This window comes from Amycolatopsis roodepoortensis, from assembly GCF_024628825.1.
Classification (GTDB): Bacteria; Actinomycetota; Actinomycetes; order Mycobacteriales; family Pseudonocardiaceae; genus Amycolatopsis; species Amycolatopsis roodepoortensis.
In genome coordinates this window covers 8,522,655-8,545,948 of record NZ_CP102415.1, presented here as the reverse complement: position 1 = coordinate 8,545,948, position 23,294 = coordinate 8,522,655, and the positions used below count along the sequence as shown (strand labels likewise).

Sequence of the window (23,294 nt, the reverse complement as noted above, 5' to 3'; positions counted from 1 at the left end):
GAGCCGCCCTTACCGCCCGCGAGGCCGTGCGGCTACTTGATGCCGGCCGCGTCCATGCCCCGGAGCTCCTTCTTGAGGTCCGCGACCTCGTCCCGCAGCCGGGCGGCCAGCTCGAACTGCAGGTCGCGCGCGGCCTGCATCATCTGGTCGGTCATCTGCTGGATGAGATCCGCCAGCTCGGCGCGCGGCATCCCGGCGACGTCCTTGTCGGCGAGCATCCCGGAGCTGCGCACGCGGTCGCCCTGCTCGGGCTTCTTGCCGCGCGAAGAGTTCCGGCCCGAACCGCCGACGGCGACGGACTCCGTGTCCTCGGCCTCGCTGTAGACGCGGTCCAGGATGTCGGCGATCTTCTTCCGCAGGGGCTGCGGGTCGACGCCGCGCTCCTTGTTGTAGGCGACCTGCTTGGCACGGCGGCGATCGGTCTCGTCGATGGCGTGCTGCATCGAGTCCGTGATCTTGTCCGCGTACATGTGCACCTCGCCCGAGACGTTACGGGCGGCGCGGCCGATCGTCTGGATCAGCGACGTGCCACTGCGGAGGAAGCCCTCCTTGTCCGCGTCGAGGATCGCGACCAGCGAGACCTCGGGCAGGTCGAGACCTTCACGAAGGAGGTTGATGCCGACCAGCACGTCGTAATCGCCGGCGCGCAGCTGCCGCAGCAGCTCGACCCGGCGCAGCGTGTCCACCTCGGAGTGCAGGTATCGCACCCGGATGCCCAGCTCCAGCAGGTAGTCGGTGAGGTCCTCGGCCATCTTCTTGGTGAGGGTGGTGACGAGGACGCGCTCGTCCTTCTCGGCCCGCTCGCGGATCTCGTGCACCAGGTCGTCGATCTGGCCCTCGGTGGGCTTCACGACCACCTTCGGGTCGACCAGGCCGGTCGGCCGGATGACCTGCTCGACGAACTCGCCGCCGGCCTGCCCCATCTCGTACGGCCCCGGAGTCGCCGACAGGTAGACCGTCTGTCCGATCCGGTCGGTGAACTCCTCCCAGGTCAGCGGCCGGTTGTCGACCGCGCTGGGCAGCCGGAACCCGAAGTCGACCAGGTTCCGCTTCCGCGACATGTCGCCTTCGAACATGCCGCCGATCTGCGGGACCGTCTGGTGCGACTCGTCGATGACCAGCAGGAAGTCTTCCGGGAAGTAGTCGATGAGGGTCGCGGGCGCGGAGCCGGCGCCGCGGCCGTCGATATGCCGCGAGTAGTTCTCGATACCGGAGCAGAACCCGACCTGGCGCATCATCTCGATGTCGTAGGCGGTGCGCATCCGCAGCCGCTGGGCCTCGAGTAGTTTGCCCTGCTTCTCCAGCTCGGCCAGCCGCTCCTCGAGCTCGGCCTCGATACCGCGGATGGCCTTCTCCATCCGCTCCGGGCCCGCCACGTAGTGGGTGGCCGGGAAGATGCGGACCTCGTCGACCTCCTTGACGATGTCGCCGGTGAGCGGGTGCAGGTAGTACAGCTTTTCGATCTCGTCGCCGAAGAACTCGACACGGATGGCCAGCTCCTCGTACGCCGGGATGATCTCGACCGTGTCGCCGCGGGCGCGGAAGGTGCCGCGCGCGAAGGCGATGTCGTTACGGGTGTACTGCACGTCCACCAGCGCGCGGAGGAAGACGTCCCGGTCGAGCTGCTCGCCGACCTTCAGCTTCGTCGACCGGTCGAGGTACGACTGCGGGGTGCCCAGACCGTAGATGCACGAGACACTCGCGACCACGATGACGTCGCGCCGGGACAGCAGGTTCATCGTCGCCGAGTGCCGCAGCCGCTCGACGTCGTCGTTGATCGACGAGTCCTTCTCGATGTAGGTGTCCGTCTGCGCGATGTACGCCTCGGGCTGGTAGTAGTCGTAGTAACTGACGAAGTATTCGACCGCGTTGTGCGGGAACAGCTCCCTCAGCTCGTTCGCCAGCTGCGCGGCGAGCGTCTTGTTCGGCGCCATCACCAGCGTCGGGCGCTGGACGCGCTCGATCAGCCAGGCCGTCGTCGCCGACTTGCCGGTACCCGTGGCGCCGAGCAGCACGACGTCCTTCTCGCCCGCGTTGATCCTGCGTTCGAGCTCGTCGATGGCCGCCGGCTGGTCACCGGCGGGTTTGTAGTCGCTGACCACCTCGAATCGGCCGCCTGTCCGGGGGATGTCCGTGACGGGGCGGAAGTCCGACTGGGCGAGCACGGGGTGTTCGGTTGCGAAAGCCACGAGAACCAGAGTAAGCGCTGGGTCCGACAGTTTCCGTTTCGCCTGGTCGGATCAGCAGGAACAGTCACAGCAGGAACAGCAGTCACAGTCGCAGTCACAGCTGCTGTTGGGCTTGCCGCTCCACGGGCCGGGGAAGGGATCGCGGCAGCAGAACTGGCACGAACAGCACATGTAGGTCGCCACGGCGCAGCCGAAGAAGAAGTTCCTCGGCTTCGGCGGGACACGGAACTTCGGGACCCAGCAGCCACCGCCCTGACCATCGACCGGTCCGCCCTCGCCGCGGTGCCTGCCCTTCTTCTTCGGCGGCTCCTGCGGCGGGCCTCCGCCACCGGGAGCGCCTGCCGGCGGAGGCGGAGGCTGGTAGCCGCCCTGCGGGTACTGGTGGGGCGGATGAGGCTGGTGAGGATGTTGTTGCGGCTGAGGCCCGGGCCCGATCCAGCCCGGCGGCGGCTGCTGCGGGCCGTGACCGTGCCCGAAGGCGCGCCGCACCGCCTGTCGCAGTTCGTGGACCAGCAGCGCATGCACCAGTTTTGGCTGATCGAACGCCACCTCGCGGAGGGCGAGTTCGACGCCGAGCACCGCGTCGTCGCACAACCGCCGCGCCTCGGCGAGCCCGGTCCCGGTGGCCGTCAGCGGGTTCCACGCGCCGGCGGCCTCGTCCTCCGCGAGGTCCTCGACGGCGTCGAGCAGATGCGCGGCCCGGCCGAACAGGCGTCCGGCCTCGGCCAGCGGCGCCGCGTTCTCCGGGCGGCCCGCCAGGACGGCGGTGTGCGCGAACGCCGCCGCCGTCGCCAGTTCGGCGGGTTCGGTGGCGAGGACGGCCGAATCACCGAGGCGGACGGCGGTTTCGATCTCGGCCTGCCGGTCGACGGCCTCGGTCAGGACGGCCGTGTCGAAGCCGACCCGGATCCCCGTGCGGCTTCCCTGGTCCGCCCAGCGCGTCGCGACCCGCCTCGCGGCCAGTGCGACGGAACGCCGCGCGAAGGCTCCGTCGCGGTCCTCGACGTGGTCACTGATCTTGGCCGACGCCAGCACGAGGGAGACCGCCGCCGCGAGCTGGGCACCGCCACCCTTCGCGACCGACGTCCCCTTCATCGCCCGAAGGGGGCAAGGGCCGGCGTCGCGGCGGCCTTCCGCACGCGGCGACTGCGCTTCGACGAGTGCCGAGATGATCAGCCCGTCATAGTTCGTCACCATTCGGGCGAGATGTCCGTGTTCGTCCCGCAACGCCAGGCAAAGACCGCAGAGATGGGCGAGCCACTCCGCGTGCAGACCCGCGGAAAGCCGGTGGCGGCACGGCCTGATGATCCCGAACATACGTCGACTCCCACTCACCCCACTGGCGGAACCAGCGCACCTTATCCGGCCGGGCGCCGCTGCTCCTCCGAAACCGGCAAACCGTGATCGTCCACCCGGTTGGGCGGTGGTCGCGGGCGGCGCCGCCTTCCAAGATGGGCGGATGACCGCGCTGCATCCGCCCAAGGTCGAGTACTTCGACCCGGCCGCGAAGACCAACACGGACCCCAAGGGCATCGTGAGGGACGTCGAGGAATACCGCGAAGAACCCTTCGGCCTCTACATGGCGCGGCCGACGCCGGGGCGGGCGCAGTTCCACTACATCGAATCCTGGCTGCTGCCGGATCTCGGCCTGCGGATCACCGATTTCTGGTTCACGCCAGGCCACGAACGCGACCAGGACTTCTACCTCGACGTCGTCGACATCCGCCGCGAGGACGGCGTCTGGGTGGCCACCGACCTCTATCTCGACCTCGTCCTGCGGGACAAGAAATCCGTCGAGGTGATCGACGCCGACGAACTCCTCGCCGCGGTCACCGCCGGGCTGCTCTCCCCCGCCGACGGCGAACGCGCGCTCGGCATCAGCCACACGACCGTCGACGGACTGGCAACGCACGGCCACGACCTGCGCGGCTGGCTGTCCACAAAGGACATCACCCTCGGCTGGCGACGGCACTGATCCCCCGCATCCATCGATCGGTTGATCCTGGCTCATCCCTTGGGTGAGCCGATCCTGACCGGCCGATGGATCCCCGGAGAGGCGGCGGCGCGGGACTCTCGATCAAGGGCGTAACCGATCGAGAGGGGGCGGATACCCGTGGTCATGGAGGCCGAGGGACTCCGGGAACGGTCCGATGGACGAGAACGCGGGGAGGTCGCGTCGTTCGCCAGGACACCGGTGCTGGTGATCGCCGGCGCGATGGGGGCGGTCCTCGCGGCGACGGCCGATCGCTACGGCTACTTCGGCGACGAGTTGTACTTCCTGGCGGCCGGACGGCATCTGGACTGGGGGTATGCCGACCAGCCGCCGTTGCTGCCGCTACTGGCCCGCCTGATGGACGCGTTCGGTGCCGATTCACCGTTCGTCCTGCGGATCCCGGCGATGCTCGCGATGATGGCGGGCGTCGTGCTGACGGCGCTCATCGCCAGGGAACTGGGCGGCGGCCGCAAAGCGCAGACGATCGCGGCGGCGACGTTCGCGGTGTCCATCCAGATGCTCGGCGGCGGGCACTACCTGGCCACCAGCACGATCGACCCGTTCCTGTGGGCGCTGCTGATCTGGCTGCTCGTCCGCTGGATGCGGACCCGTGCGGACAAGCTCCTGGTCTTGGCCGGCGTGGTGACCGGCTTCGCCCTGAACACGAAGTTCCTCGTCGGGGGCTTCTGGGTCGTCGTGCTGGCCGCGGCCATGGTGTTCGGGCCTCGTGACCTCGTCCGCCGCCCGGCGCTGTGGCTCGGCGCGCTGATCGCCGTCGCGATGATCGCGCCCACCCTCGTCTGGCAGGCGGCGAACGGCTGGCCGCAACTGACCATGGGCGCCGCGATTTCCCAGGAGGTCTCGGCGGGCTGGGGTGGGCGGATCACCTTCGTCCCGACGCTGGTGCTGAGCGCCGGCATACCGGTGGGGGCGATCCTGGTCTGCTATGGACTGTGGCGCCTGCTGCGGTCCGAACGCCTGCGGCCGTACCGGTTCCTCGGCTGGACCGCGCTCGGCGTCCTCGCCCTGTTCCTCCTGGCGAACGGGCGCTATTACTACGCGGCCGGGATGTTCGCCCCGCTGTTCGCCGCGGCGGCGGTGGAGATCGAAGCGGGCCAGGCGTCGAAGTACTGGCGCTGGATCGCCACCTGGCCGGTGTACCTCCTGGCCGCGATGATCGCGATCCCCCAGGCACTGCCGATTCTCCCGCGTGCGCAGCTGGCGAGCGCTCCGGTGTGGGCGAGGCCGATCTTCGCCGTCGAGGAGGTCGGCTGGCGGGAGATCACGGAGTCGGTGGCACAAGCGCACCGGGCCGCTCCCGATCCGTCCCGGACCGGTGTCGTCACGGCGAAGTACTGGCAGGCCAGCGCCATCGACCACTATGGACCGGAGCTCGGGCTTCCGTCGCCGTCGAGCCCCAACCGCGGCTACGTGACGCTGCCGAGGCCGCCGGAATCGGCACGGGACATCCTGTTCGTCGGGAACGACCCTTCGGGGCTTGTGCCGTACTTCACGCAGGTGCGTGAGGTCGGTGCCCTCGACAACCGCGCCGGGATCGCGAACGTGAGTCAGGGCATGAAGATCTGGCTGGCCACCGGCCGGAACGGGAGCTGGGACACGGTGTGGCCGAAACTCACGGACTGGGGCTTCTGAGCCTCACCGGTCCTCTCACGCCCGACGCGCCACGCCGGTGGCACGTAAGGTGCGAGAGGACCGGCACCCGACGGATCTGCGAGGAATGGATGGAAGCCGCCCCCGCGGCCGAAACACCGACCGTGACCAGTGCGGCGTTCGCCCGGCTCCCGGTGGGGCTCCTCGCCGCCGCGGCCGCGGCGGTCCTGATGGCGACGGCGTGGCGGTACGGCTACTTCGGCGACGAACTGTACTTCCTCTCCGCGGGCAAGCGGCTGGCCTGGGGTTACGCGGATCAGCCGCCGGTGCTCCCGGCCCTGGCGCTGGCCATGGACACGCTCGCGCCGGGAAACGTCTTCGTCTTCCGCCTGCCCGCCGTCCTCGCGACGGCCGCCGGTGTCGTGTTCACCGGGCTCGTCGCCTACGAGATGGGCGGGGACCGCCGGGCGCAGACCCGCGCCGCCGCCGCGTACGCGATCTGCGGGCAGTTCCTCGGCAGCGGGCACTACCTGGCCACCTCGACGATCGACCCGGCGCTGTGGACGCTCATCGCGTGGCTGCTCGTGCGGTGGATGCGGACCCGCGATGACAACCTGCTGCTGTGGCTGGGCATCGCGACCGCCGTCGCGCTGAACGTCAAGCTCCTGATCGCGACGTTCTGGGTCGCCGCCGGGGTCGCGATCCTGGCCTTCGGACCCCGGGATCTCTTGCGCAGGACCAAACTCTGGCTCGGCGCGGGGATCGCCGCCCTCTCGATGGTGCCGACGCTGTGGTGGCAGGCCGCGAACGGCTGGCCGCAACTGGAGATGGGCGACGTCATCGCGCACGAGACCACCGGCGGCTGGAGCGGCCGCGCCGGGTTCCTGCCCGCCCTGCTGACCGGCGCCGGGCTCGGCATCGGTGTGGTCGGAGTCCTTTATGGACTCTGGGTCCTGCTGTTCTCGGCCAGGCTGCGCGAGTACCGGTTCCTCGGCTGGACCGCGGTCGGGGTGATCGCGCTGTTCATCCTGTCGAACGGCCGGTACTACTACGCGGCGGGCATGTTCGGCGTCCTGTGGGCGGGCGCCGCCGTCCACTTCGGACAGTTGAGGCCGTCCCGGTGGTTCCGGTGGATCCCGACCTGGCCGGTGTTCCTGCTTTCCGCGCTGTACACGCTCCCGTACGCGCTGCCGGTGTGGCCGTCCGCCTGGCTCGCGGAAGGCCGGGACGTCCCGCGCCCGGCGTACGCGCTGGAGGAGATCGGCTGGCCCGACCTCGCGCGTTCCGTCGCGGACGCCTATCACCGCCTCCCGCCGGAACAACGCGCGCGCACCACCCTCGTCACGGCCGGGTACTGGCAGGCCGGAGCGCTGGACCGGTACGGCGCCGACTACGGGCTTCCCGCCGTGTACAGCCCCAGCCGGGGCTTCTGGTACTTCGGGCATCCACCCGAGACCGCGGACAGCGTCCTGTTCGTCGGGCCGGATCCGGCGCGGCTGCTGCGTTCGTTCACCGACGCCCGGATCGTCTCCCGCGTGGACAACGCCGCCGGCGTCCGCAACGTAAGCCGGGGGATGCCGATCTGGCTGGTCACCGGCCATACCGAAACGTGGGCCACGGCATGGCCGGGCCTGCGAGAATTCCGGGTATGACCAGCTGGATCCGGTGGCAGGACTCGCTGTGGCCGTCTGCTGACGACGGCGGGTCACTGTGGCGCCCTTGGGGCGGCCGGATCGAGAGGTATCTGCCGTACGCGCTGCTGGCGCTCAGCACGGTGCTCAGTCTCGTGCTTTCCGGCCACGACCCGCTGCCCACCCTGGGGCTGGCCGGAATCGCGGCAGGCTGGCTCCTGCTCGGCTTCACGCTGATACCGGAACGCTGGGAAGATCATCCGGCCGTGGTCGCCGTGTCCTTCGCCGGACTGGTCACGATCGCGGCGGTGCTCGAAGCGCACGACACGATCTTCCTCATCTTCATGATCACCGGGTTCTTCGACGCGATGCGCCTGCGGCCCGCCCCGCTGGCGCTGGCCGGGATCTTCGTGGTCTCCGCGCTGATCAACACGATCCCCAACGGCGGCCCGCTGCGGGCGTTCGCCGATCAGCCCGCGTTGTGGGCCGTGGTCACGCTGGTGCAGACGGCCGCGGTCGGCGGCGGCGGGCTCGTCTCGGCGGCGATGGCACGGCAGCACGCGGAGCGCAAACGCGTGCTCGACGAACTGGCCGCCGCCCAGGAGGAGAACGCGGTGCTGCAACGGCAACTGCTGAGCCAGGCGCACGAAACCGGCGTCCTCGACGAGCGTCAGCGGTTGAGCCAGGAAATCCACGACACGCTCGCCCAGGGCTTCACCGGGATCATCACCCAGCTGGAGGCGGCCGCCGAGGCGAAGGGCGATCCCGCGGAATGGCAGCGGCACGTCGGATCCGCGATGGCCCTGGCACGAGAGAACCTGACCGCCGCCAGGCGTTCGGTGCGGGCGCTCGGCCCGCAGCCACTGGCCGCCGCGACCCTGCCGGACGCGCTCGGCGAGGTCTCCCGGCGATGGAGCGACCGGACCGGTGTGGAGGTCCGATTCACTACCACCGGGACCACGCGGGCGCTGCATCCCGAGATCGAAGCGACGTTGCTGCGGATCACGCAGGAAGCGCTGGCCAACGTCGAGAAGCACGCCGCCGCCACGATCGTGGGGCTCACGTTGTCCTACATGGGCGATCAGGTGACCGTCGACGTCCGGGACGACGGGAAGGGCTTCGAACCGGACACGGCAGGCGATGGTGGTTTCGGCATTCCCGGGATGAAGGCCCGCGTCGCCAGGCTGGCGGGAACACTGCACCTCGAATCCGAGCCGGGCGCCGGGACGGCCGTGTCGGCCGATCTGCCCGCGATCGCGCTGGAGGCCAGGGTATGACGATCACGCTGCTGATCGCCGACGACCATCCCATCGTCCGCGACGGGCTGCGCGGCATCTTCACCGCGGATCAAGGATTCGAGGTGCTCGGAGAGGCGTCGTCCGGCGACGAGGCCGTCGCGCTGACGGAGAAACTCCGCCCCGACGTCGTGCTGATGGATCTGCGGATGCCGGGTTCCGGCGGGGTGGCCGCGATCGCGACGCTGGCGAAGCTCCGTAACCCCGCACGGATCCTCGTACTCACGACCTACGACACCGACACCGACGTCATCCCGGCGATCGAAGCGGGCGCGACCGGCTACCTGCTCAAGGACGCTCCTCGGGAAGAGCTCTTCCGCGCGGTCCGGGCGACGGCGCGGGGCGAGGCGGTGCTCTCCCCCGCCGTCGCCGACGTGATCCTCGGCAGGATGCGCGCACCCACGCCGGAGCCACTGAGCAAGCGGGAGCTGGAGGTCCTCACCCTGATCTCGCGCGGATCGACCAACAAGGAGGCCGCGAAACTGCTGTTCATCAGCGAGGCCACGGTGAAGACGCACCTCGTGCACGCGTACGCCAAGCTCGGGGTGAAGGATCGCGCGGCCGCCGTCGCGGCCGCTTTCGCGCGGGGACTGCTCGGCGGCTGAGGCCTAAGGGGTCCAGCCGGTCGAGTCCGCCCACGCGTCGGCCCGGGTGAAGGCCGCGTCGACCCAGACCTGTTTCTCGTCGGTGTACTGCTCGACCGTTCCATCGCCGGCGTGCTTCGCGGCCATGGCGTTCTTGACCGCCGCGTAGGCGTCGCGCTCGTCCGGGTTCCGCCGCAGCCATTCCGGGAACAGCAGCGCGAGCCGCCAGGCAGGCGTCTCCTGGGAGCGGACGTGCAGGTTGACCGGACGGCGGGGGTCGCCGCCGAAGTGGAACCGCTTGGGCCAGGTGCCCTCTTCACCGTGCGCGTCGTCGTACCACTCCCCCTCCGCCCGCGGGAACCCCGCGTCGGAGAGCGCGTCGGCCAGCTCGTCGGCCTTGTCCAAAGTGGACACGGTCAGCTGGAGGTCGAGGATGTCCTTGGCCGGCAGGCCCGGCACGGACGTCGAACCGATGTGATCGACCCGCACGGCGGCGTCACCCACCACCACGCGAACGCGGGCGAGCGCCCGCTCGGCCTGCACGGGCCAGGTCTCGTCGTACGGCGCGATCTTCGGCGACATCGGCGCGCGCGGCTTGCGGAGCCGGACGTTCGCCTCGAACGGGGTCAGCCTGTCCGCCCACAGCGCGTCGACCTCGGCGAGCACGATGTCGGGCGCCCCGCTGTTGTCGAGCCAGACGTCGGCCACCGCCCGGCGCTGATCGGTCGTGGCCTGCGCCTTGATCCTGGCGCGCGCGTCGTCCTCGGCCATCCCCCGCGCCTCGACCAGGCGACGGACCCGGACCTCCTCTGGCGCGTCGACCATGACGACGAGGTGGTACATCGGCGCGAGCCCGCCTTCGACCAGCAGCGGGATGTCGTGGACGATGATCGCGTCCGGCGGGGCGGCCGCCATCAGTTCGGCCGTCCTGGCGCCGACCCTCGGATGGACGATCGAGTTCAGCCGCTTGCGGGACTCTTCGCCGGCGAACGCCTTGGCGGCGAGCGCGGCCCGGTCCAGCGCGCCCCCGGCGGCGAGGATGTCCTCCCCGAACGCCTCGACGAGTTCGGAGAGCCCCGGTGTCCCCGGCTCGACGACCTCCCTGGCGATCTTGTCGGAGTCGATGAGGACGGCGCCGTGCTCGGAAAGCCGGTTCGCCACCGTCGATTTTCCGGCGCCGATCCCGCCGGTCAGGCCCACACGCAGCATGGCGATCAGCCTAGTGCCGCGAACCGGGCCGACCGCGCAGGGTCACGGGACGCGCACTTCCGGCACAGACGGATGCAAAAGGCAAGTTCATCGTGACGCGAGACTCAACCTTTATGGGTGACACGCCGGGCGGTTACCGGTCTTCGGAGGCTTGATTGCGTACCGTGCGCGGCGAAGGTAGCCCACACGGAGGAAAGATGGCAGACGGTAAGCACGTCGGAAGGCACCGGCTCGGAACGCCGGGCCTGGTGCACTGTGTCCTCCATCGTCCCGTGGCCGACGCCCTCGCCGAATACCGGCGCACGTGGCTGAGCGCGCTCCTCGTTCCCGCCAAGCACAGCTTCGCCGGACTCCGCCGCAAGGCCCGCGCCGCGGCGCTCGAACGCATCTGGGTGCCGTCGGTCCCGTCGGTCCGGACCGCAACCTCCTGACCCCGCCTCCTCCACCGCATTTAGTCCGCTGAATGTGGCGGGAGCCAGCGTCGCGAAAGCCACTTTCGGGACACCAGATGTCTCGAAAGTGGCTTTCGCGACGCCGAAGTCGGCCCGGAGAGGGCGAGGGCAGCGGGACACGGCGACGTGAGCGATGCGGCACCGCCACGCCTTCCCTTCACCGCATTCAGTCCTCTAAATGCGGTAGTTGCGCGTGCAAGGAACGCATCCAGAGGACTAAACGCGGACAAGAAAGCGGCCCCGGTCCGAAGTGGACCGGGGCCGCTGTCTGTCAGCTAGTGGCTGAGCGCCTGGATCAGGCAGCGCCGCCCGACAGCTTCTCGCGGAGAGCCGCGAGCTGCTCGTCGCTGGCGAGCGTGCCACCGCTCTTGGCCTCGGCCGGAGCGGAGGTGTAGCTCTGCTCGCCCGAGTCGCTCGAGGTGACACCGGTCGCGGCGTCCGCGGCGGCTTCGGCGTCGGCCTCGGCTGCCTTCTGGACCTGCTTCATGTGAGCCTCGTAGCGGGTGTGAGCCTCGGCGTACTGACGCTCCCACTCCTCACGCTGCTTGTCGAAGCCTTCCTGCCACTCCTGGGTGTCCGGGTCGAAGCCTTCGGGGTAGATGTAGTTGCCCTCGGCGTCGTACTCGGCGGCCATGCCGTACTGGGTCGGGTCGAACTCGGTCTCCGGCGTGACGCCCTCGTTCGCCTGCTTCAGCGACAGCGAGATGCGACGACGCTCGAGGTCGATGTCGATGACCTTGACCATCACGTCGCCGTTGACCTGGACGACCTGCTCCGGGATCTCCACGTGGCGCTCGGCCAGCTCGGAGATGTGCACCAGGCCCTCGATGCCCTCCTCGACGCGCACGAACGCACCGAACGGGACGAGCTTGGTGACCTTGCCCGGCACGATCTGGCCGATCGCGTGGGTGCGGGCGAACTGACGCCACGGGTCTTCCTGGGTCGCCTTCAGCGACAGCGAGACGCGCTCGCGGTCCATGTCGACGTCCAGAACCTCGACCGTGACCTCCTGGCCGACCTCGACGACCTCGGACGGGTGGTCGATGTGCTTCCAGGACAGCTCGGAGACGTGCACCAGGCCGTCGACGCCACCCAGGTCCACGAAGGCACCGAAGTTGACGATGGACGACACGACGCCCTTGCGGACCTGACCCTTGGCGAGCGCGTTGAGGAACTCGCTGCGCACCTCGGACTGGGTCTGCTCCAGGTAGGCGCGGCGGGACAGGACCACGTTGTTGCGGTTCTTGTCCAGCTCGATGATCTTCGCCTCGAGCTCGCGGCCGACGTACGGCTGCAGGTCGCGCACGCGGCGCATCTCGACCAGCGACGCGGGCAGGAAGCCGCGGAGGCCGATGTCCAGGATGAGGCCGCCCTTGACGACCTCGATGACGGTGCCCTTGACGGGCTCGTCCTTCTCCTTGAGCTCCTCGATCGTGCCCCAGGCGCGCTCGTACTGCGCGCGCTTCTTGGACAGGATCAGACGGCCTTCCTTGTCCTCCTTCTGGAGGACCAGGGCTTCGACCTCATCGCCGACGGTGACAACCTCAGCCGGGTCGACATCGTGCTTGATGGAGAGCTCGCGCGAGGGGATGACACCCTCGGTCTTGTAGCCGATGTCGAGCAGGACCTCGTCACGATCGACCTTGACGATGGTTCCTTCGACGATGTCGCCATCGTTGAAGTACTTGATCGTCTTGTCGATCGCAGCGAGGAAGTCTTCCTCCGACCCGATGTCGTTGATAGCGACTTGCTGGGGCCCGGCGGGGGCGGTCGGGGCGGTGGCGGTGTCGGTCGTCATTAGGCGGGTTGCTCCGGTGGATGGGAAGTAGTGGGTTTGCAGTTAGGGCACCATGGGCTTCCGACATGAGGCGACCGCATAAGCAAACGTCCACAGGGAACGACCGCGAGCATCACCGCATCCGGTACGCGACCCCCTGACCCGGACGCTGAGCGAACCGGGGGAAAGAGTAGCGCGAACCCACTGCGCTAACAGATATCCTACGCGGCCCCCTGTACACGGCACAATCAGGGTCGCCCGCACGATCACGGCGGGCGGATAAACTGTCCCGCGAAGCCCTGACCTGGGGAAAGGATATCGGTTTGAGCCAGCAGTCCGTCACCGAGCCCGAACGGCACGCCGAGGCCGAGGAGCGGCTCGGCACCGCGGGGGTCGCCTATCGGGCGGTCTCGGCGCCGGAGGCGACCGCCGCCAACCTGGCGTGGTGGGACGCCGACGCCGACGACTACCAGGCGACCCACGGCGGCTTCCTCGGCGACGCGGACTTCGTCTGGTGCCCGGAGGGCGTCCGAGAGGCCGATGTCGCGCTTCTGGGTGAAGTCGGCGGCAAGCGGATCCTCGAGGTCGGCTGCGGGCAGGCGGCCTGCTCGCGCTGGCTCGCCGCGCAGGGCGCCGACGCGGTGGCGACCGATCTGTCGGCGGGCATGCTGCGCCACGCGAGGGAGGGCAACGAACGGACCGGCACCCCCGTCCCGCTCGTGCAGGCGACGGCGGAGTCGCTCCCGTTCGCCGACGCGAGTTTCGACGCGGCGTGCTCGGCCTTCGGCGCGGTGCCGTTCGTCGCGTCGGTGGACGTCGTGTTCGCCGAAGTGCACCGCGTGCTCAGGCCGGGGGCCCGCTGGGTGTTCTCGGTGACCCATCCGATGCGCTGGATCTTCCCCGACGACCCCGGCCCGCAGGGGCTCACCGTCACCCAGCCGTATTTCGACCGCACGCCGTACGTCGAGGTCGACGAAGAGGGCGTCGCGACCTACGTCGAGTACCACCGCACCCTCGGTGACTACGTCCGCGCGCTCGCCGACGCCGGGTTCGCGCTGACCGATCTCATCGAGCCCGCCTGGCCCGAGGGCCACTCCCGCACGTGGGGCCAGTGGAGCCCGTTGCGCGGCAAGCTCTTCCCCGGTACGGCGATCTTCTGCACCCAGCGGGGATGACCCCGGCGGCGGAGCGGCAGCGGGCGCGGTTCGCCGCACTCGACCCGATGCTCCCGCCGCCGCCCCCGCTCCCGGCGGGCGAAACCGTCGAGGCGGCCGGCGCCTTCGGGACGATCACGCACGTGCGGTTCGCGGCGGGTTCCTGGCAACGGCTCTGGAGCCCGGCTCATCTGCAGATCCTCTCCGCGATCCTTCCGGCCGACGCCGGCGCGGGGATGAGCGCGCTGCTCTCCGCCTGGCGCGAGCGGATCGCGCTCGCCGACGCCGAACCCGATTCGTCGTGCACGGTCACCTGGCCCAGCCGCGACGTCACGGTGTCACGCGCACTGCTCGACCACGGGCTCGCGCCGCAACTGGCACTGGCCGTCCGCGCGCCCGCGGCGGGTGAGGAGTACTGCGTACCCGGCGTGACGATCCGCGCGTCGACACACGGCGACCTCGAAGAGATCGTCGGCCTGCGCTTGGAAGAACTCCGCTACACCTCGCTGGTCGGCCACGGTGTCGTCCGGCCGGGGGCCGAGGCCCTGCTCGCGGAAGAGGTCCGGCGGGGCCTGCAGTTCGGCGGCCGCGTGTGGATCGCCGAAGAGGAGGGCGTCACGGTGGGGATCGTGACCACGGGAAAGCGCTCCCCGATCCCCGGTGACGCGCTCGCCGGGCGGCTGCCGCCCGGCGAGTGGGGCTATGTCGGCACGCTCGCGGTGACCGCGGCCGCGCGGGGCCGCGGGATCGGGCGCGCGCTGACCGCCGTCGCGCACGACGAACTGTTCTCGCCGTCGCTGCGCGGTACCTTCGTCTCGTACAATCCGGCCAATCCGCTCTCCCCGGTGTTCTGGCACCGGCAGGGTTATCGTCCACTGTGGACGACGTGGGCCGCCAGTCCCGCCGCGGCCCTGCGGTAGCGGTCGATCCGGGGGACGGACGGGATGGAAATCGAGAAGACGTTGCTCGACGCGCACCGCGCCCGGTTCGCGGCGATCGACCGGCTCCTGCCCGAGGCCGCGTCGCCCCCGGTCGGCGGCGAGCGTGTGGACGCCGCCACGGCGGCGGGTGTCCAGGTCACCGGCGTGGTGCAACGTCAGCTGCACGGCCCGGACGACGTCACCCTGCTCTGGTCGGCCGCCGACGCCCGGCAGCTGTTCCCGTTCGTCGGCGACACCGGCACCGAGGGCATGGACGTGCTGCTGCGCGCGTGGCGGACGCGGATGGACGCCGAAACCCCCGGCGAGGACTCGGCCTGCGTGATCAACTGGCCGAGCCGCGACGCGGAGGCGATCCGCGCCTTCCTCGACCACGGGCTGGTGCCGATGTCCGCGCTCGCCGTGCGCACCGGGCGCCGTCGCGGCGATCCGGGCGCCGACGGTGTGACCGTCCGCCGCGCCCGGCACGCAGACTTCGACACCCTGCTCGCGCTGGCCGTGTCGACGCACGACTACATCGGTCAGGTCGCCACCCGGTACCGCCCGAACGCCGCCGAACTGCTCGCCCCGGCGCTGGAGCTCGCCCTCGACAAGGACCGGCCGCTGCTGTGGCTGGCCGAACGGGACGCCCGCATCGCCGCGTTCGCGCACGGCGCCTGGATCACCTCGTCGCCGGGTTCGGCCGAGGCCGAGCTCCTCCCCCACGGCCGCTGGGGTTACGTCAACAACGTGGTCACCGTGCCCGCCCTGCGCGGGAGCGGTCTCGGCCGCACACTGATGGCGGCGGTGCACGAGGAGTTCGCCGCGGGCGGCGCGGACGGCACGTACCTCTACTACAACCCGACCAACCCGCTTTCTTCGGTGTTCTGGCACCGCCAGGGTTATCGTCCACTGTGGACGTCCTGGGAGGTCCATCCGGCTTCGGCCCTGCGTTAGCTGTCCGGTTTGCGGTGGTTTCGTCACTCTTGCGTGTGACATGAGCCCCCCACGGTTGTATCCCTCCCAGGTCAGGGCTAACTTTTGAACTGACCAGTCAGTTCAAGTTCCGCGAGTCACCGACCTGGGAGTTCTTCGTGCGGGTTCAAGCCGACAGGGTGTCCGTGACCGGACCCCACGGCACGTTGCTGTCGCCTACCTCGCTCACCGTTTCGGGCGGTGAGCTGGCGATCGTGCACGGCGAGCCAGGGGTCGGCGTCACCGCCTTCGGACTGGCGCTGGCAGGCAGGCTGAAGCCCGCCACCGGGACGGTGACCGTCGAGGGCGGCGATCCGCGGAAGGTCGTGGCGATCGTCGACGCCCCCGGCGTGAGCGAGCCGGACGGCGCGTTGTCGCTGCAGGTCGTCGTCGGTGAGGAACTCGAACTGGCGAAGCGCCCGGCGAACAAGGCCGCCGTCGCGAGCTGGCTGGCCGAGCACGACGCCGCCGCTTACGCCACCACCCGCTTCGAAAACCTCGAACCGGTGACGCGCACGCGGCTGCTCACGGCCCTCGCCGCGGACCGCAAGGGGGTCGGCGTCCTCGTGCTCGACACCCCGGACCGGCACACCAGCGACGTCGACAGCTGGGCGAAGCTCGCCCGCGAACACGCCGAGCGCGGCCTCGCCGTCATCGTGCTCACCGCCACCACCCCGGTTTCGGCCCTGCCGGAGAAACCCGCCCTCTGCGGCGCCCTCGATCAGCCCGACCCCGTGCGCTGCGCGCCCGTCGAGCCCGAGCCTGCCGAAACCGCGGAGATCGAAAAGACTTCAGGAGACCAGGAATGAACCCCGTCCGGATCGCCGCCAACGAGCTGCGCCGGCTGAGCAGCGGCACCCTGCCGAAGCTCGCCATGGCCGCGCTCGTCCTGGTGCCGCTGCTCTACGCGTCCTTCTACCTCTACGCGAACTACGACCCGTACTCGCGTCTGGACAAGCTGCCCGCCGCCGTCTTCACCGCCGACACCGGCGCGAAGGACTCGGCCGGCGCGGAACGCAACGTCGGCCGCGAGGTCACCGACGAACTGGTCAAGTCCGGCACCTTCCAGTGGCACGAGGTCTCGCCGGAGGAGGCGGCGAAGGGCGTCCGCGACGACAAGTACTCGTTCGCGATCGGCATCCCGCGCGACTTCTCCACCGCGCTGCTGTCCTCGGGCAACTTCCAGCCCCAGCAGGCGACGATCACGCTGACCACCAACGACGCGAACAACTACCTATCCGGGACCATCGCGAAACAGGTGGCCGAACAGGTCCGCAAGACGATCGCGGAGAAGGTCGGCAGCGAGGCGGCGGACAAGTTCCTGGTCGGTTTCTCCACGATCTACGGCAAGATCCAGGAGGCGTCGACGGGTGCTTCACAGCTCGCCGACGGCGCGGGCAAGCTCAAGACCGGGCAGCAGCAACTGGCGGACGGCGCCTCCCAGCTCGCCTCCGGCAGCTCCCAGCTGGCGACCGGGCTCGGCACCCTGAAATCCAGTACCGCCCAGCTCCCCGCGCAGACGCAGAAGCTCGCCGACGGCGCCGGTCAGGTCGCCGACGGCAACCAGAAGGTCTCCGACGCCGCCTCGCTCGCGGCGACGGCGTCCGGGGACATCCAAGCCAAACTCGACGGTTACCGCACCCAGCTCGCGCAGGACCTGCGCGCCGCCGAAGTCCCCGAGGCGAAGGTGCAGGAGATCCTGAGCCGCCTCGACACGCTGCGGTCACCGGTCGACCAGGCGAACACGAAGATCCAGGGCGCGAACAGCCAGCTCGCCCAGCTCGCGTCCGGTGCCCGGCAGGTGTCCGACGGCGCGCACCAGCTGGCCTCGGCCACCCCGCAGCTCACCAGCGGCATCGCGCAGGCCGCCGACGCGTCGAACCAGATCCGTGACGGCGCCGCGAAGCTCAACGACGGCGAGAAGTCCGCGCTCACCGGCACGAACCAGCTCGCCGACGGTTCGGTGCAGCTGCGCGACGGGCTCGCCGCCGGGCTCAAGGAGATCCCGAACCCGGACGACCCGACCCGCGCGGCGACCGCCAACACCATCGCCGACCCGGTGGCGGTCAACTCCTCCGGTGTCGCCTCGGCCGGGACCTACGGCGCCGGTCTCGCCCCGTTCTTCATCTCGCTCGCGACCTGGATCGGCGCGTTCGTGCTGTTCCTGTTGCTGCGCCCGCTCTCGACCCGCGCCCTGACCGCCGGCGCGTCGCCGTTCAAGGTCGCGCTCGGCGGCTGGCTGTCCTCGGCGCTGCTCGGGATCGCGCAGGTGATCGTGCTGTTCGGCGCGGTGACCTGGCTGGTCGGCATCGACGTCGCGCATCCGCTCGGCGCGATCGGGTTCGCGGTGCTGGTGTCGCTGACCTTCACGTCCGTGGTGCACGCGCTCAACGCGTTCTTCGGCGCCGTCGGTAAGTTCCTGGGCCTGGTGCTGCTGGTGCTGCAACTGGTCAGCGCGGGCGGCACGTTCCCGTGGCAGACCATCCCGGACGCGTTGTACCCGTTGCACATCGTGCTGCCGATGGGTTACGCGATCGACGGGTTCCGGCACCTGCTCTACAGTGGCGCCTCGATGGAGATCCTCGGTGACATCGGCGTCCTGGTCGCGTATCTCGTCGGCGGGATCCTGGTCTCGACGCTGGCGGCGCGGAAACGGCGCACGTGGACGGTTTCGGCGCTGAAACCCGAGCTCGCGTTGTGAGTCCACGGGGTGAGGCGACGAAGCAGAAGCTGTTCGAGGCGACCCTGCGGCTGTCCGCCAGCCGCGGCCTCGTCGGCCTGACGGTGGACGACATCGCGGCCGAGGCGAAGGTCGCGAAGGGCACCGTCTACTACAACTTCGGCAGCAAGGACGGTCTTGTCGACGCGCTGCTGCGCTACGGCGTCGGCGTGCTCGCGGACCGGCTGCGCGCGGCCACCGGCGACGGCGACCCGATGGACGTCATCGAGTCGCAAGTGGACGGTGCGCTGGAGTTCATCGCCGAATACCCCGGTTTCTCGCAGATCCTGGTGAGCGAGATGTGGCGCACGCCCGGCACCTGGCACGAAACGCTGACGTTGCTGCGCGAGGAGATCATCTCGATCGTGCGCGAACAGCTCCACCGGCTGGACGCCGCCGGGCGGCTGCCCGACGGCGTCCAGATCCCGACGGCGGCGGCCGGGTTGTTCGGCACGATGCTGGTGGTCGCCCTCGACTGGCAGGTGTTCCAGCCGAAGCGGACGCGGGCCGACGTGCGGGAATCGGTGATGGTGCTGATCCGGGGCCTCGGCCGCTAGCCGTAACTCACGTGATCAGAGCCGTAACTCGCGTGCTTGGACTCGTAACTCGCGAGTTACGGCTTCAATCACGCGAGTTACGAGTCTGATCACGCGAGTTACGGCTTCGATCACGCGTCTTCGGTGTTTCGGGCCCACTTCAGCTTGACCTCGAAGTTGCCCTCCAGGCCCGTTTTCGCGATGACCGCGCCCGCCTGCGCGGTCAGCTTGACGCCGAACTTGAGCTCGACCTCGTCCGGCCCCCTGGTCATCGACCGGAAGGTGTCCAACGCCGCCACCGCCGCGTCCTTGACGTTCACGAGCGCCGCTTCGAAGGACCCCTTGGCGTCCTCGACCACGTCGTCACGCCGGGAGACCCGGGAGGTCCCGGGGACCGGGTCGATCTCGACGACCACCGAACCGCCGCCTTCGAGGGGGAACCGCGCCAGGTCGTTCACCGATGCTCCTCACTGTCCACAATGGATTTTCAACCATTCGCCGGACTGGATGCTCTCCCGGACGTCGTCGAGCTGTTTCAGCAGGATGTCGAGGCGGTCCCGGTTGCTCAGGTACTCCAGGACGGCACGGTGGAACGCGCCGGTCATCGTCGCGGGCATCAGGTCCGAGGCGTCGAAGCACAGCGCGGACGCCGTGGTGATCGTCTCCGCTACCTTCCGGCTCACCGGGTCCGGGTAGACGTCGAGGCCGAGTTTTCCGTTGGCGGAGAAGGCGTTCGCGCGGGGAATCGACGGCCAGATCCGCTGCGCCTTTTCCGAGGCGAGGAATTCCATCAGCTTCCGCGCCCCGGGCGTCCCCTGGAACATCCCGGCGAGGTCGGCGGCGACCTCGGAGACGTCCCGTCCCGGGAAGGCGAGGAAGTCGAAATCGGTGCCGGGCTTGGGGAACGTGCCATCGGGCCGCTGGAAATTCTGGTACCGGCTCATGATGAACGACGCCTGGTGTTCCAGCGCGCATCCGGGCGGATCGGCGAACATCGGCTTGCCCGCGTCGCCGAAGTCGGTCAGCAGGGCGGCCGCGGTCCCGCCGCGGATCGCGCTGGGCTCGAGCAGGGAACCCCAGTCCAGCCAGGCCTGTTTGACCTCCGGCGACCTCCATTCGAGGCCGCCGGACGCCCACTGCCGGTACTTGCCGGGGCCCGCCGAGTGCAACAGGATGTCCTCGATCCAGTCGGTTCCCGGCCAGCCCGAGGTTGGCGGGGCACCCATCCCGACGCACCAGGGCGTACCGCCGGCGGCCACCAGCCCGGCGGAGTACTCGCGGAGGCCGGCGAACGTCGTGGGCCGGATCCCGGTCATCCGCGCCGGGTCGTACCAGATCAGGCTCTTGAGGTCGGCCTTCACCGCGACCGCGTACAACCTCTCGGTGCCGATCTGCTGCAGCGTGACCCATTGCTGGCTGAAGGACCGGGTCACGGCGGCGGAGAGGTCTTGGTCGAGCGGCAGCAGGTCGCCCGACTTCTGGTACTTCGCCAGCACCCCGGCGTTGGGCAGCACGGCCACGTCCGGCGGCGTGCCACGCTGGACGTCCGAAGCGAGCACCTGGTCGACGGCCCGCGTGCCCTCGTAGAGGTAGTCGATCCCGGTGTCGGCCTTGAACGCGTCGAGCACCTGGCGGAACGCCTTCTCCTCCTCCCCGGTCCAGGACGCGAGGACGACGACGGGCCCGTCTTCCGCCGACGCCGAACAGCCGCCCGCGAGCAGCGACAGCGCCATCACCACGGCCAGCAGGCGTTTCACGGGCGGTACCGGTATTCGTCGATCCTGGCGTGCAAGCCGAGCAGGACGAGCGCGCCCGCGAGCAGGGTGCCCGCCGGGATCAGGAATTCCCGCCCGCCGGATTCGGCCGCGGCGGAGGCGTCGGCCGCCACCGCCTTCGCGCCCGCCGTGGCGACCCGGGTGTTGTCGGTCGCCGGCGCGGAGGCCTGCCGTGCCCGCTCCCGGAAACCGTCGACGGTCACACCGCATCCCTGCTCCTCGTCGCAGTATCCGGCCAGCAGCTCGGCGAGCCGTCGCTGGCCGTCTTCGTCGGCCGCCTTGATCTGCGCGGCCCGAGCGGCGGCGACACCGTCGAGCCGCTCCCCGACCGAGTCGAGCCGGTCACGGCTGACCAGGGTGAACACCAGGGCGACGCCGATGGCGGCGATCAGCACGGTCGCCGCGAGCAGCGGGACGTTCGCCACGCGGCGGAACCGTTTCCTCAGGTACAGCTGGGTGAAGACCAGCAGCACCAAGAGCGCGAGCACCGGCAGAAGCCACAGCGGGAGCATCGCGAGGCTCATCCCGGTGGACGTCAGCTGCCGGTTCAGTGCCTCGCGTTGCCTGCCCTGCAACAGGTCCAGCTCCTCCAGGACACCGCCCGGAGCGTGCAGCAACCGTGAGGCGTGCCAGAGGTCGACGGCACCGAGGACGGCGGCGTCCGGCTGACGGAAGTGCACGTCGGCCTGCCCGATGGAGCCCGAGTAGGCCGCGACCTGGCTTTCGATCACCTGCAGCGCGTTACCGCCTTCTTCACCCGCCTGGTTGAACTCCGCGACCCTCGCGAGGCTCTGGCTCGCCAGCGCCAGCTGATTCGAGTACTCCTGCCCCGGTCCGGCGAGTTTCGCCTCGCCGGAGGCGAAACTCGCGATCGCCGCGGCGTCGGCGGCCACCAGCGCGGCCCGCGCGGCGGTCACTTCGAGTACCGCGTGCGCGGTGCGGTCGCGGACGGTCTCCGCCGTGTTCTGGACGTTCTGGAACGCCCACAGCGACACCACCAGTACCGCGAGGGTGAGCGCCAGCAGGGCGGTCCGGAGCCGGACCAGCCGCACCCGGGTGGCCGTCACGAAACCGCCTCGCCGAACGGTCTTCCGCAGCCGACGCAGAAGTTCGCCCCGGCGGGCGAAAGCGCGGGGCAGACGGGACAGGTGAGTGGTGCTCCTCCGGGCATCGGCCGATCTTCCTGCGGAAGCGCGATTTCCGAAACCCTCGACGGGATGACGACGTGCAACGCGTGGCTGCGCGTCGCGTCCGGCCGCAGGCGCACGACCCCGTTCTCGGCGTCGACGATCTCCACGACCCCCGAGAGACGGCTGAGCGTTTCTTCGTCGCCCGCGGCCGTGGCCAAGGCGACCGCCCGGCCCCAGGCCCGCTCGGCCCCGGCCTGGTCGCCCGCCGCATAGGCGTCGCCGCCGGAGGTCAGCGCCTCGCCGAGATCGGCCTGGGCAGCGTATTTCGAGACCATCGGGTGAATCAGCGTCGGCGGGATCGGGTCGTGGGTCCACCGCCCCGCGATGGCCAGCGCGTCCTCCTCGACCGTGGCTCCCGGCACCGGAACGAGTTCCGTCCACGCCAGCTGACGATCCTGCCCGTGGCTGGGTTCGAGATCCGGATCGAGATCCAGGATCAGCTGGTAATCCCGCGTCTCGTCGCTCGCGAACGAACCGAGCGACAGCTCCTGCTCGCGGACACCGACCTCCTGGCACCGGTCGGTGAGGTCGTACTCGTCCGGGAACACCTGCTTGACCGACCGCAGCCTGCTGAACGGCATGGTGCCGACGCGCAGGCGGACCTCGGGCAGCACCTTCGTCATCGCGCTCTCGACCAGCTGCCGGAAATCCTCGGCGAGCTTGTCGTCCTCGACGACCGAGTCGACGTTCCCGCGCAGCACCCGGCCGATCAGGGTGAGTTCGGCGGGCTCCCACCCGTCACCGATCCCCCTGGCGTCGCAGACGAACCGGCCCTCACAGGCGTTCAGCACGCTCATCAGGTCGGCCCTGGTCTGCGAATCGTTGCGGCCGTCGGTGAGCAGGATCGCGTGGCGGACGGCGTCGGGCACGAGGTCGAAGAGGTCACGTGCCTTGGCGAGCCAGGCACCCATCGCGGTGCCGCCGACGGCCGCGAGGTGTCCGACGGCGGCGCGCGCCTCCGCCCGGGTCGCCGCGGAGGCGGTCACCAGGCCGTCTTCGGCCGGGTAGATCATCTTCGCGCGGTCGGTGCCCTGGATGACGGCGAACCGCACGCCGTCGGGCAGGACGTCGATGGCCGCCGCTGCCGCCCGCCGGGCCTCGCCGATCTTGGTGCTGGGGAAGCGCATCGAACTGGAGCAGTCGATCATCAGGACTTCGGCGGCCGTCCTGGACACGGCCGCCTCGCCGCCGCGGGAGACGACCCGGACGATCGCAGTCATCGTCCGGTCGCCCTCGGCAAGGAACTTGTTCTGGTGCACTTCGAGGCCCAGACTCGGCTCCCTCATT

At 69.9% G+C, this 23,294-nt stretch carries 20 protein-coding genes; 12 read left to right on the top strand and 8 right to left on the bottom strand.

Annotated elements, in window-relative coordinates:
• Positions 1-32: 32 nt before the first annotated feature.
• Together uvrB and NQK81_RS41100 are read right to left on the bottom strand one after the other, a co-directional pair.
• A complete protein-coding gene (gene uvrB, locus NQK81_RS41105; protein ID WP_306856014.1) occupies positions 33-2,189 on the bottom strand; it encodes an excinuclease ABC subunit UvrB in 2,157 nt (718 codons plus the stop codon).
• 51 nt (positions 2,190-2,240) lie between these two features.
• A complete protein-coding gene (locus NQK81_RS41100) occupies positions 2,241-3,506 on the bottom strand; it encodes a DUF5685 family protein (protein ID WP_257485801.1) in 1,266 nt (421 codons plus the stop codon).
• Between the two features lie 142 nt (positions 3,507-3,648).
• On the opposite strand from NQK81_RS41100, the gene NQK81_RS41095 reads away from it, so the two are divergent.
• The 5 genes from NQK81_RS41095 to NQK81_RS41075 all read left to right on the top strand — a co-directional run bounded on the left by NQK81_RS41095 (position 3,649) and on the right by NQK81_RS41075 (position 9,324).
• Positions 3,649-4,164, top strand: a complete 516-nt coding sequence (locus tag NQK81_RS41095; RefSeq protein WP_257485800.1) for a ribonuclease FAU-1 family protein — start codon at positions 3,649-3,651, stop codon at positions 4,162-4,164.
• A 144-nt stretch (positions 4,165-4,308) separates the two neighbouring features.
• A complete protein-coding gene (locus NQK81_RS41090; RefSeq protein WP_257485799.1) occupies positions 4,309-5,835 on the top strand; it encodes an ArnT family glycosyltransferase in 1,527 nt (508 codons plus the stop codon).
• An 89-nt stretch (positions 5,836-5,924) separates the two neighbouring features.
• Entirely contained in the window at positions 5,925-7,445 is a 1,521-nt protein-coding gene (locus NQK81_RS41085) for an ArnT family glycosyltransferase (RefSeq protein WP_257485798.1), read from the top strand.
• On the top strand, positions 7,442-8,701 hold the full coding sequence (locus NQK81_RS41080) for a sensor histidine kinase (protein ID WP_257485797.1): 1,260 nt from the start codon (positions 7,442-7,444) through the stop codon (positions 8,699-8,701). Before NQK81_RS41085 ends, NQK81_RS41080 begins: the two co-directional genes overlap by 4 nt.
• Positions 8,698-9,324 carry a response regulator gene (locus NQK81_RS41075; protein WP_257485796.1) on the top strand — a complete coding sequence of 209 codons (627 nt, stop codon included), beginning with the start codon at positions 8,698-8,700 and terminating at the stop codon, positions 9,322-9,324. The genes NQK81_RS41080 and NQK81_RS41075 overlap by 4 nt, the downstream gene beginning before the upstream one ends.
• A 3-nt stretch (positions 9,325-9,327) precedes the next feature.
• On the opposite strand, the gene coaE is transcribed toward NQK81_RS41075, so the two are convergent.
• Positions 9,328-10,512 carry a dephospho-CoA kinase gene (gene coaE, locus NQK81_RS41070; RefSeq protein ID WP_257485795.1) on the bottom strand — a complete coding sequence of 395 codons (1,185 nt, stop codon included), beginning with the start codon at positions 10,510-10,512 and terminating at the stop codon, positions 9,328-9,330.
• A 197-nt stretch (positions 10,513-10,709) separates the two neighbouring features.
• On the opposite strand from coaE, the gene NQK81_RS41065 reads away from it, so the two are divergent.
• The gene (locus tag NQK81_RS41065) at positions 10,710-10,943 is read left to right on the top strand and encodes a hypothetical protein (RefSeq protein ID WP_125682264.1); all 234 of its coding nucleotides are present in this window, start codon (positions 10,710-10,712) and stop codon (positions 10,941-10,943) included.
• Between the two features lie 316 nt (positions 10,944-11,259).
• Here the strand turns inward: NQK81_RS41065 and rpsA are convergent, their stop codons facing one another.
• The gene (rpsA, locus tag NQK81_RS41060) at positions 11,260-12,762 is read right to left on the bottom strand and encodes a 30S ribosomal protein S1 (RefSeq protein ID WP_126734118.1); all 1,503 of its coding nucleotides are present in this window, start codon (positions 12,760-12,762) and stop codon (positions 11,260-11,262) included.
• 302 nt (positions 12,763-13,064) lie between these two features.
• On the opposite strand from rpsA, the gene NQK81_RS41055 reads away from it, so the two are divergent.
• The 6 genes from NQK81_RS41055 (at position 13,065) to NQK81_RS41030 (ending at position 19,063) form a co-directional block, all read left to right on the top strand.
• Positions 13,065-13,916 carry a class I SAM-dependent methyltransferase gene (locus NQK81_RS41055; RefSeq protein WP_126734119.1) on the top strand — a complete coding sequence of 284 codons (852 nt, stop codon included), beginning with the start codon at positions 13,065-13,067 and terminating at the stop codon, positions 13,914-13,916.
• A complete protein-coding gene (locus tag NQK81_RS41050; protein ID WP_126734120.1) occupies positions 13,913-14,815 on the top strand; it encodes a GNAT family N-acetyltransferase in 903 nt (300 codons plus the stop codon). Before NQK81_RS41055 ends, NQK81_RS41050 begins: the two co-directional genes overlap by 4 nt.
• A gap of 24 nt (positions 14,816-14,839) precedes the next feature.
• On the top strand, positions 14,840-15,769 hold the full coding sequence (locus NQK81_RS41045; RefSeq protein WP_257485794.1) for a GNAT family N-acetyltransferase: 930 nt from the start codon (positions 14,840-14,842) through the stop codon (positions 15,767-15,769).
• 137 nt (positions 15,770-15,906) lie between these two features.
• Complete coding sequence (locus NQK81_RS41040) at positions 15,907-16,596, top strand: ATP-binding cassette domain-containing protein (RefSeq protein WP_257485793.1); 690 nt, start codon at positions 15,907-15,909, stop codon at positions 16,594-16,596.
• Complete coding sequence (locus NQK81_RS41035) at positions 16,593-18,488, top strand: YhgE/Pip domain-containing protein (protein ID WP_126734123.1); 1,896 nt, start codon at positions 16,593-16,595, stop codon at positions 18,486-18,488. Before NQK81_RS41040 ends, NQK81_RS41035 begins: the two co-directional genes overlap by 4 nt.
• Positions 18,485-19,063 (top strand): TetR/AcrR family transcriptional regulator, encoded by a 579-nt coding sequence (locus NQK81_RS41030; protein ID WP_034315955.1) that lies wholly within the window; start codon positions 18,485-18,487, stop codon positions 19,061-19,063. The genes NQK81_RS41035 and NQK81_RS41030 overlap by 4 nt, the downstream gene beginning before the upstream one ends.
• A gap of 110 nt (positions 19,064-19,173) precedes the next feature.
• On the opposite strand, the gene NQK81_RS41025 is transcribed toward NQK81_RS41030, so the two are convergent.
• Genes NQK81_RS41025 through NQK81_RS41010 form a run of 4 tightly spaced genes read right to left on the bottom strand, consistent with a single transcriptional unit; the run spans position 19,174 to position 23,293 of the window.
• On the bottom strand, positions 19,174-19,500 hold the full coding sequence (locus tag NQK81_RS41025) for a CU044_2847 family protein (protein ID WP_257485792.1): 327 nt from the start codon (positions 19,498-19,500) through the stop codon (positions 19,174-19,176).
• A 9-nt stretch (positions 19,501-19,509) separates the two neighbouring features.
• Entirely contained in the window at positions 19,510-20,799 is a 1,290-nt protein-coding gene (locus NQK81_RS41020) for an ABC transporter substrate-binding protein (protein ID WP_257485791.1), read from the bottom strand.
• Positions 20,796-21,884 (bottom strand): GlnX family signal transduction membrane protein, encoded by a 1,089-nt coding sequence (locus NQK81_RS41015; RefSeq protein ID WP_257485790.1) that lies wholly within the window; start codon positions 21,882-21,884, stop codon positions 20,796-20,798. The genes NQK81_RS41020 and NQK81_RS41015 overlap by 4 nt, the downstream gene beginning before the upstream one ends.
• Positions 21,881-23,293, bottom strand: coding sequence for a vWA domain-containing protein (locus NQK81_RS41010; RefSeq protein ID WP_257485789.1), 1,413 nt, complete (start codon positions 23,291-23,293; stop codon positions 21,881-21,883). Before NQK81_RS41010 ends, NQK81_RS41015 begins: the two co-directional genes overlap by 4 nt.
• Position 23,294: the final 1 nt, after the last annotated feature.

Coding starts and splice junctions, on each gene's coding strand:
- NQK81_RS41065 (WP_125682264.1), top strand. CDS start 10,710: ATGGCAGACGGTAAGCACGTCGGAAGGCACCGGCTCGGAACGCCGGGC.
- coaE (WP_257485795.1), bottom strand. CDS start 10,512: ATGCTGCGTGTGGGCCTGACCGGCGGGATCGGCGCCGGAAAATCGACG.
- NQK81_RS41080 (WP_257485797.1), top strand. CDS start 7,442: ATGACCAGCTGGATCCGGTGGCAGGACTCGCTGTGGCCGTCTGCTGAC.
- NQK81_RS41075 (WP_257485796.1), top strand. CDS start 8,698: ATGACGATCACGCTGCTGATCGCCGACGACCATCCCATCGTCCGCGAC.
- NQK81_RS41035 (WP_126734123.1), top strand. CDS start 16,593: ATGAACCCCGTCCGGATCGCCGCCAACGAGCTGCGCCGGCTGAGCAGC.
- NQK81_RS41100 (WP_257485801.1), bottom strand. CDS start 3,506: ATGTTCGGGATCATCAGGCCGTGCCGCCACCGGCTTTCCGCGGGTCTG.
- NQK81_RS41045 (WP_257485794.1), top strand. CDS start 14,840: ATGGAAATCGAGAAGACGTTGCTCGACGCGCACCGCGCCCGGTTCGCG.
- NQK81_RS41095 (WP_257485800.1), top strand. CDS start 3,649: ATGACCGCGCTGCATCCGCCCAAGGTCGAGTACTTCGACCCGGCCGCG.
- NQK81_RS41050 (WP_126734120.1), top strand. CDS start 13,913: ATGACCCCGGCGGCGGAGCGGCAGCGGGCGCGGTTCGCCGCACTCGAC.
- NQK81_RS41090 (WP_257485799.1), top strand. CDS start 4,309: ATGGAGGCCGAGGGACTCCGGGAACGGTCCGATGGACGAGAACGCGGG.
- rpsA (WP_126734118.1), bottom strand. CDS start 12,762: ATGACGACCGACACCGCCACCGCCCCGACCGCCCCCGCCGGGCCCCAG.
- NQK81_RS41085 (WP_257485798.1), top strand. CDS start 5,925: ATGGAAGCCGCCCCCGCGGCCGAAACACCGACCGTGACCAGTGCGGCG.
- NQK81_RS41010 (WP_257485789.1), bottom strand. CDS start 23,293: ATGAGGGAGCCGAGTCTGGGCCTCGAAGTGCACCAGAACAAGTTCCTT.